At 71.4% G+C, this 11532-nt stretch carries 10 protein-coding genes and 1 tRNA gene; 4 read left to right on the plus strand and 7 right to left on the minus strand.

Translation table 11 applies throughout. The features are described from left to right. The first annotated feature begins 35 nt into the window (after window positions 1–35). The 3 genes from ACLBWP_RS12640 (at window position 36) to ACLBWP_RS12650 (ending at window position 2053) form a co-directional block, all read left to right on the plus strand. A complete protein-coding gene (locus ACLBWP_RS12640; protein WP_447655437.1) occupies window positions 36–860 on the plus strand; it encodes an ABC transporter permease in 825 nt (274 codons plus the stop codon). Continuing rightward, a complete protein-coding gene (locus ACLBWP_RS12645) occupies window positions 860–1630 on the plus strand; it encodes an ABC transporter ATP-binding protein (protein WP_447655438.1) in 771 nt (256 codons plus the stop codon). Before ACLBWP_RS12640 ends, ACLBWP_RS12645 begins: the two co-directional genes overlap by 1 nt. 120 nt (window positions 1631–1750) lie before the next feature. Next, window positions 1751–2053 (plus strand): hypothetical protein, encoded by a 303-nt coding sequence (locus tag ACLBWP_RS12650; RefSeq protein ID WP_243561292.1) that lies wholly within the window; start codon window positions 1751–1753, stop codon window positions 2051–2053. Window positions 2054–2064: 11 nt separating this feature from the next. Here the strand turns inward: ACLBWP_RS12650 and ACLBWP_RS12655 are convergent, their stop codons facing one another. The 5 genes from ACLBWP_RS12655 to ACLBWP_RS12675 all read right to left on the minus strand — a co-directional run bounded on the left by ACLBWP_RS12655 (window position 2065) and on the right by ACLBWP_RS12675 (window position 8352). Further along, complete coding sequence (locus tag ACLBWP_RS12655) at window positions 2065–3297, minus strand: CDP-glycerol glycerophosphotransferase family protein (RefSeq protein WP_447655439.1); 1233 nt, start codon at window positions 3295–3297, stop codon at window positions 2065–2067. Window positions 3298–3324: 27 nt separating this feature from the next. Then, entirely contained in the window at window positions 3325–4173 is an 849-nt protein-coding gene (locus ACLBWP_RS12660) for a glycosyltransferase family 2 protein (RefSeq protein WP_374202498.1), read from the minus strand. A gap of 56 nt (window positions 4174–4229) precedes the next feature. Beyond that, window positions 4230–5063 carry a CDP-alcohol phosphatidyltransferase family protein gene (locus ACLBWP_RS12665; RefSeq protein ID WP_243561295.1) on the minus strand — a complete coding sequence of 278 codons (834 nt, stop codon included), beginning with the start codon at window positions 5061–5063 and terminating at the stop codon, window positions 4230–4232. 5 nt (window positions 5064–5068) lie between these two features. Next, window positions 5069–6112, minus strand: coding sequence for a glycosyltransferase family 2 protein (locus ACLBWP_RS12670; RefSeq protein WP_243561296.1), 1044 nt, complete (start codon window positions 6110–6112; stop codon window positions 5069–5071). 155 nt (window positions 6113–6267) lie between these two features. Next, a complete protein-coding gene (locus ACLBWP_RS12675) occupies window positions 6268–8352 on the minus strand; it encodes a trypsin-like peptidase domain-containing protein (protein WP_447655440.1) in 2085 nt (694 codons plus the stop codon). 180 nt (window positions 8353–8532) lie between these two features. Between ACLBWP_RS12675 and ACLBWP_RS12680 the strand changes: the two genes are divergently transcribed. Further along, window positions 8533–9756 (plus strand): aminotransferase class I/II-fold pyridoxal phosphate-dependent enzyme, encoded by a 1224-nt coding sequence (locus ACLBWP_RS12680; protein WP_447655441.1) that lies wholly within the window; start codon window positions 8533–8535, stop codon window positions 9754–9756. A gap of 8 nt (window positions 9757–9764) precedes the next feature. Here ACLBWP_RS12680 and ACLBWP_RS12685 read toward each other — a convergent pair whose 3' ends face one another. Together ACLBWP_RS12685 and ACLBWP_RS12690 are read right to left on the minus strand one after the other, a co-directional pair. Beyond that, window positions 9765–10601, minus strand: coding sequence for a carbon-nitrogen hydrolase family protein (locus ACLBWP_RS12685; protein ID WP_447655442.1), 837 nt, complete (start codon window positions 10599–10601; stop codon window positions 9765–9767). Between the two features lie 793 nt (window positions 10602–11394). Next, window positions 11395–11471, minus strand: a tRNA-Met gene (locus ACLBWP_RS12690). Window positions 11472–11532 lie beyond the last annotated feature (61 nt).

Below are 11532 nucleotides of genomic sequence, written 5' to 3' on the forward strand. Positions count from 1 at the left end.
GGCATCCTCTCGGTGATCCCAGCCGGAAGGACCCCATGACGACATCGAGTGCGACGACCGCGCCGCCGGTCGTTGCCCCGGCAACGGCCCGCAGTGCGACTCGGCGCTATCGTCATGCGCTCTGGCTGCTCACCAAGCGCGACCTGCGCGTCCGGTACTCCACCTCGGCGCTCGGCTACGTGTGGTCGATCCTCGATCCCCTCGTCATGTCGGGGATCTACTGGTTCGTCTTCACGCAGGTGTTCCACCGCGGGTCCGTGGGCGAAGAGCCCTACATCGTGTTCCTGCTGTCGGCGCTGCTGCCGTGGATGTGGTTCACGGGGGCCGTGTCCGACTCCACCCGCGCGTTCATCTCCGAGTCCAAGCTGATCCGCTCGACGACGATCCCCCGCAGCATCTGGGTGCTCCGGATCGACGCGTCCAAGGGCATCGAGTTCCTGCTGAGCATCCCCGTGCTCGCGGTGTTCGTCATCGCGACGGGTGCGCACCTGCACTGGCAGGTCGTCCTCTGGCCGCTCGCGATCCTGCTGCAGGCGGCGCTGGTCTACGGCATCGGCCTGATCGTGGCCCCGCTCGTTGTGTTCTTCCGCGACCTCGAGCGTGCGGTGAAGCTGCTGCTCCGGTTCGCCTTCTACGCCTCGCCCATCATCTACGGCACGCACGCGCTCCCCCGGGTCCTGCACGACCTGGCGGCGATCAACCCCCTCACCGGCATCTTCGGCATCTACCGCGCGGCGTTCTTCCCCAGCCAGCTCGACTGGAGCGAGGTCCTGGCGTCGGCGGTCACGACCGCGGTGGTCGTCGCCATCGGTCTCGCGGTGTTCCGTCGCAGCGAGCACCGCGTCCTCAAGGAGCTGTGATGACCTCGACCCAGGCACCTGACGAGGCCAAGACCGTCGCGCCGGTCATCTCGGTCACCGACGCCGGCATCCGGTTCAAGCGCAACCGCAAGGCCGCGCGGAACTTCAAGGACCTGTTCGCGGGGAGCAACCGCCGGCAGCGCGGCGACGAGTTCTGGGCCCTGCGCCACGTCTCGTTCGACGTGCGTCCGGGCGAGGCGATCGGTGTCGTCGGCCGCAACGGGCAGGGCAAGTCGACCCTGCTCAAGCTCGTGGCGCAGGTGATGCTGCCGGACGAGGGTCGTGTCCGGGTCGGGGCCGGCGTCGCACCGCTCATCGAGATCACGGGTGGGTTCGTCGGCGACCTCACGGTGCGCGACAACGTCTACCTGACGGCCGGCCTGCACGGCATGTCCCGGACCGAGATCCGCGACGACTTCGACGAGATCATCGACTTCGCCGAGATCGGCGACTTCGTGGACACTCCCTACAAGCACCTGTCGAGCGGCATGAAGGTCCGCATCGCCTTCTCGGTCATCTCCCGCCTCGACGAACCCGTCATCCTGGTCGACGAGGTCCTGGCGGTCGGCGACAAGGCCTTCCGCGAGAAGTGCTACAAGCGCATCGAGCAGCTGCTCGCCGGCGGACGGACTCTGTTCTTCGTCTCCCACAGCGACAAGGACATCCGACGCTTCTGTGACCGCGGCCTGTACCTCGACAAGGGCCGGCTGCAGCTCGACGGCACCGTCGACCAGGCGCTCGCGCAGTACGCCGCCGACTACGCGGTCTGAGCCCGCGGACGGGTTCCCCTCCCCTCCACAACCCGCCCCACCGCACCTCGCTCCACAGGCCACGCGCCACCGAGGGATCCCCGGCCCCCAGCGTCGGACCCTCCCCCTACCGTGTCCCCCATGCACCCAGCACCAACCGCCTACCGTGTCCCGTTCGCCGTCGACCGCAGCCAGGCCCCGCACCGGTACGACCTCGTCAACATGGGGGACGAGCCCGTCGACGGCCTGAGCCTCACCCACCTCGGAACGGGCTACTGCCCGCCCCTCGTCGTCCGTCGTCTCGACCCGGGCCGCAGCATCGGGATCGCGGTGTTCGGCGTCGCCCCGGACGAGACCGGCGTGGTCATCGTCCGGTGGCGCCGACCGGACCGCTCCGAGTACGTCTGGCGGATGTCCCTGGTCGGCCCGGGGCTCGCGCCGTGAACCAGGGCCCCTCAGCGGCCGCCGTGGGCACGGTCGACCTCGTGCCAGCGTGCGACCAGCCGCTCGACCGCGGCATGGAACCGCGCGGTCGCCACCCCGGGCGTGGTGTCGCCGAAGTACCGCGTGACCCAGCGCCGCAGCTCCGCGAGCTCGGCCTCGTCGTGCGCCGCGGCGTCCACACGGCCGATCACGTCGCCGGCGTCCTCGGCCCGCAGCCAGTTCGCGGCGGCCAGGTACCCGCGCTCGTCGACGTCGGCCTCGGCGGCTGCCGGGCGGGTGACGATCAGTGGCTTGCCGACGGCCAGCCGGTCGTAGATCATCGCGCTGATGTCGGTGATCGCCACGTCGGCGTCGGCGAGCTGCCACCCCATGCCCGGCCCGTCGTCGTACACGTGGTGGGCGCTCGCGTCGGCAGCGTTGGCGGCCGCGATGGCCGCGACGATCCGTTCGTGCGCCGCGCGGTACCCGGCATCGGTGACGCCGCTGCGCGGGTGTGGCCGGTACACCAGACGGTGTCGGGGCGATGCCAGCACGCGCTCCGCGATGGTCGTGCCGTGGCTCTGGATCGACCCGTAGGCAGCGGCGGCGCGGTCGCCCTCCCACGTCGGCGCGTACAGCACCACCGTGCGGTCGTCGGACGGGTACGGCGGCTCCCCGGCGAAGTGGTCCGCCTGGGGGCGTCCGATGGCGATCGCCCGCCGGTCCAGGTCGTAGTCCCACAGCGCCTCGGCCAGGCGGTCACGAGCGGCGTCCCCGGCGATCAGGGCGTAGTCGTACGCCTTGAACTGGTTGGTCGTCATGTACATCTTGTCGCTCTCGCCGTGGTTGACGAAGACGTGCCACATCCGTCCGTACCGCATCATCTGGAAGTTGCGGGCGTTCTGGTTGACGTACAGCACCAGCTTCGGCGCCTGCTCGTCGACGAACCGCTCCAGGTCGACCACCTGCCGGGCGTACACCGCGGGCACGGGGGCCTCGTCGAGCAGGGTCAGCATGGTGCCGGGGTTGCGCGAGATGATCGCGACGGGGTGGGTCCGTGCCAACTCGGCCAGCGGCGCGTACCACTGCCGCACCTGGTACATGTTCACGGGGCCGTCGGCGAAGTACACGGCGACCTCGACGGTGCCCGGCACCAGCGGGCGCTCGGTCGCCAGGCGCCGGGCCAGGTCGCGCCGGTTGCCACGTGCGGTCAACAGGCGCTGCACCAGCCGCAGGGCCGTTCGGGCGTCGCGCAGGCTCGGCATGCTCGGATCTCTCTCGTTCGGTCTGGGTCAGACGACGGGCGGGCGCCCGGCCAGGGTCATCCGGCCGATCGTCAGCCACCCCATCGTGCGCGCGGCGCCGCAGTCGGACGTCCAGCCCTCGCGGACACCGGCGAACCACACCCGCAGCTGCCGGGGACGACGCCACCACCGCAGGGTCTGGATAGCGGCCCACGAGCCGACGTACAGGGGGCGCAGCGCCACGGGCAGGTTCCGGCGTGCCAGCCACACTCGGTTCCGGGCGTTCAGCCGGACGTACTCGGCGTGCCGGGCGGGGTCGATGGCCGGGTGGTGCGCGACCAGGTCGCCGTCGTACCAGGCCCGACGTCCGGCGTCCCACACGCGCCAGGCCAGCTCGATGCCCTCGTGCGCGTAGAAGTACGGTGCTCCCCAGCCCCCCACGGCGCGGTACACGTCCATCGGCAGGACGACGGCGCCCTCCCACACCGAGAACACCGCCGACGACTCGGCCGGGTCGCCCTTGCGGATCCGCGGCACCCAGCGCAACGGGTTGGCAGCGCCTGATGGGTCGACCACCCGCGGCTGCAGCAAGCCGAGCGACGGGTCGGCGGCAAAGCGTGCGATCGCGTCCCGCAGGAACGTCTCGGACGGCACGGACGCGTCGTCGTCCAGGAAGAACACGTAGTCGCCGTCGACCACGTCGGCACCGGCGTTCCGACCAGCGGGGATCCCCACGTTCTCGGGCAACGCCAGGGTCCGGACGCCGTCGGGCAGGCCGGTCGGTTCCCAGCCGTTGCCGACGCACACGACGTCGAGCTCGACGCCCTGTTGCGCGAGCACGCTCTCGAGCCCCCGGCGCAGGTCGTCCGGACGCGTCCCCTGCGACAGGCTCACCACGGCCACCCGCGGGTGGTCACGATGCGGCACCGCGTGCCGACGCGTCGTACCGGGCGTCACGCACGCACCCGCTTCGACGCCATGATCGCCACGAAGTGCCCCGCCGTCGCCAGGACCGCCAGCGGCAGGAGCGCTCCGACCAGGACCCGGTCGACCAGCGGATGACCGGCCACCAGACCGATCACCGCGAACACGAAGGCCAGCATCGACAGCTCGACCGAGTGGTACAGCCGGTGGAACGGCAGGAAGCGCGCAACCCGCCGCAACGACGCCAGACGACGGCCGGACGGTGCCGTCGAGGCATCGCGGCGGTCGACCAGCTTCTCGAGGCCCGAGTTCGCCCGGGCCACGTGCACCATGTCGTTGAGCGCCTTGTTGAGCACGATCACCAGGCCGAGCGCACACCCGATCGTGGTCCACATCCAGTCCGCACCGTGGATCGGCCACGTCGCTGCACGGACGCCGAGCGCGATCGGGATCAGCCCCTCGGTCGTGTAGTGCCCGACCTTGTCCAGGAACACCCCGGCCGGCGACCGCGTGCCACGCCACCGGGCGACCTCGCCGTCCGAGCAGTCGACGAGCATCTGCAGCTGGCCCAGCACGAGTGCCAGGGCCGCACCCCAGATCCCCGGGATCAGCAGCGCCGCGGCGACCGACCACCCCACCAGGATCATCAGGCCGGTGACCTGGTTCGCGCTCACCCGGGTCTTCAGCAGCACCCACGTCAGGTACGGCGAGACGTCGCGCAGGTACAGCGACGCCGTCCAGTGCTCGGCGTTCGCGCGCGACCGGACCTCGTCGGGCTGGGCGACCGCCCGCAGCTCGGCGATCGACGACGGGTGGGAGTAGCCGCGCCTGTCTGGGGCCGACTCGTACTGGGGCTCGGGCAAGGGCGTCACCGTCCGGTGTGGGTCGTCAGCTCAGAGGTCCGTGTCAGGAACCCGACGATGAACCCGACCCCCCAACCGATGTGGATGCAGGGCAGCACGACGAGCAGCCATGCGCGAGTGGGCAGGTCCGAGCGTCGGGCGACCACCAGGCCACCGACGACGACGAACACCAGGTAGACGGCGGGGACGACGAAGCCGAGCATCGCCCAGGCGGCCCCGCTGCCGACGAGCGCGCCGACGACACCGACGATCCCGGCGACGAGTCCCAGCCCGAGCCCCGCCACCATCGCCGGCGGCACGAAGTACCGCAGACCGTTGTTCGCGGGGAACCGGCGCGCGAGCTCACCACGCCACAACCCCGTCGCGACGAACTGGCGGACCAGACGCCGCAGGCTGGGCCGGGGCCGGTACGTCACGACCAGCTCGGGGGTGAACCACACCGTGCCGCCGGTCGAGCGCAGACGCCGGTTGAGCTCCCAGTCCTGGCCGCGCTTGATCCCCTCGTCGAACAGTCCGACGGCGAACAACCGATCGCGACGGAACACCCCGAGGTACGCGGTCTCGGCCGGCCCCGCCTGGCCGCCGACGTGGTGCGGTGTGCCACCGAGACCCACGCGGCTGCCGTACGCCAGGGCGACGGCCTTCTCGAACGGGCTGCGTCCCTCGGCGCGCATGATCCCGCCGACGTTGTCGGCGCCGGACTCCTGCAGTGTGCGGACGGCGATGCGCGTGTAGTCCGGCGGCAGGACCGAGTGGGCGTCCACCCGCACCACGACGGGGTGCGTCGATGCCCGGATCGCGACGTTGAGCCCGGCGGGCGTGGACCCGACGACGTTCTCGACGGCACGGATGCGCGGGTCGGCCGCGCTCATCTCGGCGACGAGCTCGTTGGTGCCGTCGATCGAGGGCCCGAGCGCGAGCACCACCTCGAACGGCCCGGCGTAGTCCTGCTCGAGCAGACTGGCGACGGCGGCACGGACCTCGGTGACCTCGTTCAGCACGGGCATGACGTACGACACGCCCGGCAAGGGCTGTCCGTGTGTCTGCATGCGTTCCTCGGGGTCCTGGCGGTGAGCGACTCGCAGCCTATCAAGCGGGCGAGACGCGGACCTGCCGCCGCACTGGGCGCCGTCGGCGCACCCCGGGACGGACAGGAGGCCCGGTACCAGCTGGTACAGGGCCTCCTGTCTGGTGCGTGGCCGCGTCAGCTCTTGCTGTCGTACGTCCCGAGGGTCACGTCCGCCGTGCGGGACTGCCCGTTGCGGATGTAGGTGATCTCGGTCTTCGCGCCGCCAGCGAAGTACCGGACCTGCGCGGTCAGGTCGGTCGCGTCCGACACGGTCGCGTCACCGATCTTGGTGACCACGTCGCCCTTCTGCAGACCGGCACCCGCTGCCGCGCCGCCCGACGAGACGGACTTGATGAGCGCACCCATCTGCGTGGCCTTGGCGTCCTCGTTGGCGTCGCCGACCGTCGCCCCGAGCAGGCCGTGCGTGGCCGAACCGTTGTCGATGATCTCGTTCGCGACACGCTTGACCAGGTTGGCGGGGATCGAGAACCCGACGCCGATGCTGCCGGACTGCGAGCCCGACGACTCGGAGCTGCTGCCCGCGCTGGCGATCGCGACGTTGATGCCGATCAGCTTGCCCTTGGAGTCCAGCAGCGCACCGCCGGAGTTGCCCGGGTTGATCGACGCGTCGGTCTGGATGACCGGCAGCGACACCGTCGCACTGGTGCCGGAGCTCGAACCGTTGTCGCCGTTGCCCCAGAAGTCGAACGGACCGCTGCCGTTGTTACCCTGGCCCTCGTTGGAGTCGCCGCCCGAGTTCGGCGCGCTCGACGTGACCTGGATGCTGCGGTTGAGCGTCGAGACGATGCCGTCGGTGACGGTGTTCGACAGCCCGAGCGGTGCACCGATCGCCACGGCCGTGTCGCCGACGTTGAGCTTCGACGAGTCGGCGAAGGTCATCGGCTTCATGTCGGTCGCGTCGATCTTGATGACCGCCAGGTCGACCGTCGGGTCCGTGCCGACGAGCTTGCCCGGGTAGATCTTGCCGTCGGACGTCGTGACCTGGATCGTGCCGCTCGAGCTGTCGCCGTCGAGCGTGACGACGTGCGTGTTCGTGACGATGTAGCCGTCCTTGCTCATGACGACACCCGACCCGGTGCCGGCCTCTTGCGAGGCGGAGACGTTGATCGTGACGACCGACGGCGTGGCCTGCGCCGCGACCGCGGTGACGACCGTGGCGGAGTTGTAGTCGTTGACCGTCAGGTTGCCGCCGCCGCTCGAGCCCGAGGAGCTCGTCGTCGTACCGCCACCGTTCGACGTCGCCGCGACCCAGCCGCCACCGGCCGCACCACCGACGAGCGCGCCGACGATGAGTCCGCCGACGAGCGGCAGGACGTACTTGTTGCGGGTGGATTTCGGCTTGGTCGCCGTCGCCGTGGCCGTCGAGCCGTTCGCTGCTGCGCCGGCGGCTGCCCCGCCGGCCGCGCCGGTGAAGTAGTAGCCGTTGGCCCGCTGGTCGGAGCCCTCGGTGTCGCCGAAGACGCTCGACGTGGGTGCCGGAGCGGACTGCCCGTACTGGCTGCCCTGGTGGGCCTGGCCCTGGCCGTACTGGCTCTGCTGGCCGTACTGGCTCTGCTGCCCGTACTGCCCTGATCCGTACTGGCTCTGCTGCCCGTACTGGCTGTCCTGGGCCGAGCCGTACTGGCCGGACCCGTACTGGCTCTGCTGCCCGTACTGACCCTGCTGGCCGTACTGGCTGGTCTGCCCCTGGCCGTACTGGGAGTTCCCGTCCTGACCGTACGGCCCCTGGGCCGAGCCGTGCTGGCTCGTCGGGTACTGGGCGGCCTGGTCCTGAGCGGAGCCGTACTGGCTCGTCGGGTACTGGCCGGTCTGGTCTTGGCCGGAGCCGGCCTGCTGTCCGGAACCGGACTGCTGGTCGTACGCCGACGTCGGCGCCGGGGACGAGGCGGGCTGGGCGTACTCGCCGTAGCGGGGGCGAGCCTCCTGATCGGTCGTCGGGTACGGCGCCGTGTACTGGTCCGTGCGCTGGTCGTTCCCGAACTGCTCGGTCGGGTACGACGACACGGGCTCGATCACGTCGGTGTGGTCGTCGTTGGTCTGGTCGGCGTCGGCGCGGTGGCCGGACGCGGTGTGGGAGTCGCTCGGCGTCGACGCTCCAGCGTCGCCCGCCTGCTGCGCGACATCGTCGGAGGCGGCCTCGGGGGTCGTGTCGTCCGGACGGTGGTCGTCGCCGTGCCCGTGGGGCGTGGTGTCGGTCATGCTGAACGTGCTCCTTTCAAGCTCCTGCAGTCTGTCGGACGCACCTGGGCGATGGTCCTGGCGGTGCTGCGAGAGCCCTATGGCGATCTTATGCGTCACCTGTGGACGCACTCCCGGCCCGCGTCCGGCCACGCACTAGGTTGGGTGCGTCCAGCGTGACGACTCGTCGGAGGGAACCACATGCGGCAGTCCGGACCATGGGTGCGCGCAGCGGCGGGAGCGATGCTGCTGGGTCCCGACGGCGTCCCGGCGCCGACCGTCTTCGCCGAGATGAGCGCCCTGGCGGCGAGCACCGGCGCGATCAACCTCGGACAGGGCTTCCCGGACGAGGACGGCCCCGCCGAGGTGCTCGAGGCCGCGGTTCGCGCGATCCGCGACGGCGTCAACCAGTACCCGCCGGGCCGCGGGACCCCCGACCTGCGTCGGGCGATCGCGGAGCACCAGCAGCGGTGGTACGGGCTGCAGGTCGATCCGGAGCGCGAGGTCCTGGTCACCGCCGGCGCCACCGAGGCCCTGGCCGCGACGCTCCTGGCGCTCGTCGAGCCCGGCGACGAGGTGATCACCTTGGAACCGTTCTACGACGCGTACGGAGCACTGATCGGTCTGGCAGGAGGACACCACGTGACCGTGCCGTTGACCGCCCCGGACTTCCTGCCGGACGAGGCGACCCTGCGGGCGGCGTTCTCCGACCGCACGCGCGTCGTCCTGGTGAACACACCGCACAACCCGACCGGACGGGTCCTGCCCACCGAGGTCCTGCGCACCGTCGTCGAACTCGCCGAACGCCACGATGCGGTCATCCTCACCGACGAGGTCTACGAACACCTGACGTTCTCGGTGCCGCACGTGCCGATCGCGACGCTGCCCGGAGCCCGCGATCGCACCGTGACGGTGTCGAGCGCGGGCAAGACGTTCAGCACCACCGGGTGGAAGATCGGCTGGCTGACCGCTCCCCCGGCGCTCGTCGACGCGATCACCTCGGTCAAGCAGTTCCTGACCTACGTCAACGGTGCGCCGTTCCAACCCGCGGTCGCCGCCGGACTGCGGCTGCCGGACGCCGTGTTCGCAGGGATCGCGGACGACCTGCGCGGCAAGCACGAGTTGCTCGCCGCGGGGTTGGGTGCCGCCGGTCTCGAGGTGATGCGCCCGGACGGCGGCTACTTCGTCATCGCCGACGTCGCGCCGCTCGGCTTCGCGGACGCTCGAGCGTTCTGCCAGGAACTGCCCGCGCTGGCCGGTGTCGTCGGCGTCCCGGTGTCGGCGTTCGTCCGCCCCGAGCGCGCCGCCGGGTACCGGTCGCTCGTGCGGTTCGCGTTCTGCAAGCGTCGCAGCGTGCTCGAGGACGCCGCCGCTCGGTTGGCAGGCCTCAGCGACCCGTCACGTCGGGCGGGTCGTCCGGCCTGACCGGACCGTCACGTCGGGCGGGTCGTCCGGCCTGACCGGACCGTCACGTCGTACCGACGGAGTGACAGCGACGGGTTGACGCGCCGGACCCGGTCCGTCACGTCGGTGTCGACCACACCGACCAGGAGGCCCGGTTCGCCTCCCAGCGCAGCCGTCGCCACCCCGGACGGATCGAGCAGGACGGACCCACCGATCCCGACGGGCGGCGCCTGTCCCACCCCGAGCACCCAGGTGGTGTTCTCGATCGCGCGGGCGGTCAGCAGCGTGCGCCAGTGGTGTTCCTTGCCCGGACCACGCACCCACTCTGCGGGGAGCACCACGAGGTCGGCTGCGCCGGAGTCGGGCTCGACCAGACGACGGGTGACCTCGGGGAAGCGCAGGTCGTAGCAGGTCTCGAGGCCGATCCGGACGCCGTCCAGGTCGAACACGGGCAGCTGTTCGGGATCGCCGGGCTCGATGCGGTCGGACTCGCGCGAGCCGAACGCGTCGTAGAGGTGCACCTTCCGGTACGTGCAGCGCAGCTCGCCGGTCCGGTCGATCGCCACGAGGGTGTTCCGGAACCGGTCCGTCCGGCCCGTGGTCTCCGCGATGCCGACCACGAGTGCCAGACCGTGCTCGCGGGCGACCTGGCGGAGCCCCGTGACGAAAGGCCCGTCGAGCGGCTGCGCTGCCGCGACGAAGCGGTCGTCGATGTCCGCTGTGAAGTACGAGGTGTACTCGGGCGTGACGAGCAGCTGCGCACCGCGCGCCGCTGCGTCCCGTGCGGCCGCGCGGACGGTGTCGAGGTTCGCGTCCGGGTCGTCCACGGGGGCGAACTGGGCCGCCGCCATCGTGAGTGTCGCCATGCCCCGACCCTACCGAGGCCCCGTCACGCGGGACCGCCCGCCGCACCCTGCCCCGCCCTGCCCTGCCCTGCGCGAACGGGCGAAATGCCCCGGTTCCGGATGGACGCACGCGGGCATTCCGCCCGCTCACGTGCTCGTCTCGGGGCAGGGGGCTGGACGACCCGCCGCCCGCCCGTGCCCACCGCCCGCCCCTGCCCACCGCCCCACGTCCCCGAGCGGGTAGAACCGCACGGTCCCCGCCATCCGCACGCCGACATTCCGCCCGCTCACGTCGGGGCACGTCGCGACACCACCCCCGCCGCCCGCCCACGTCCGCGAACGGGCAGAACCGCACGGTCCCCCGCCGCCCACACGCCGACATTCCGCCCGCTCACGTCGGGGCACGTCGCGACACCACCCCGGCCGGACCCCCGCCGCCCCCGCCCACGTCCTCGAGCGGGCGGAACCGCACGGTCCCCCGCCTTCCGCACGCCGGTGTTTCGCCCGCTCGCGTGGGAACTCGGAGCACGGCGGAGCAATGCGGGACGTGGCGCGCGAACGGGCGGAACCGCACAGTCCCCGTCGACGCGAACCACGGCATTTCGCCCGCTCGAGGACGCGGGGCGCAGGGAACGGCGGGCGCGGGGCGCAGGGCACGGCGGGCACGGCGGGCGGGCGGATCCGCGCCAGTCGACGGGACGAGCGGCAGCGGGACCCGAGACCCGAGACCCGAGCGACGACGTGCCGGGGCGGTCAGACACCCGGGCACACGAAGAAGCCCCGGTCCGAATGGACCGGGGCTTCTGTGACGCGTTGGTTGCGGGGGCAGGATTTGAACCTACGACCTCTGGGTTATGAGCCCAGCGAGCTACCGAACTGCTCCACCCCGCGGCACGTCTGTAACACTACACGGGTTCGAGCGGGGCGCCAAATCGAGCGCCCCGCCCGAGGG

This window comes from Microbacterium sp. M1A1_1b, from assembly GCF_053345565.1.

Excerpts from the sequence above, each read along its gene's own strand:
- ACLBWP_RS12650 (WP_243561292.1), top strand. The coding sequence starts at position 1,751 with ATGCACCCAGCACCAACCGCCTACCGTGTCCCGTTCGCCGTCGACCGC.
- ACLBWP_RS12655 (WP_447655439.1), bottom strand. The coding sequence starts at position 3,297 with ATGCCGAGCCTGCGCGACGCCCGAACGGCCCTGCGGCTGGTGCAGCGC.
- ACLBWP_RS12680 (WP_447655441.1), top strand. The coding sequence starts at position 8,533 with ATGCGGCAGTCCGGACCATGGGTGCGCGCAGCGGCGGGAGCGATGCTG.
- ACLBWP_RS12640 (WP_447655437.1), top strand. The coding sequence starts at position 36 with ATGACGACATCGAGTGCGACGACCGCGCCGCCGGTCGTTGCCCCGGCA.
- ACLBWP_RS12675 (WP_447655440.1), bottom strand. The coding sequence starts at position 8,352 with ATGACCGACACCACGCCCCACGGGCACGGCGACGACCACCGTCCGGAC.
- ACLBWP_RS12645 (WP_447655438.1), top strand. The coding sequence starts at position 860 with ATGACCTCGACCCAGGCACCTGACGAGGCCAAGACCGTCGCGCCGGTC.
- ACLBWP_RS12685 (WP_447655442.1), bottom strand. The coding sequence starts at position 10,601 with ATGGCGACACTCACGATGGCGGCGGCCCAGTTCGCCCCCGTGGACGAC.
- ACLBWP_RS12670 (WP_243561296.1), bottom strand. The coding sequence starts at position 6,112 with ATGCAGACACACGGACAGCCCTTGCCGGGCGTGTCGTACGTCATGCCC.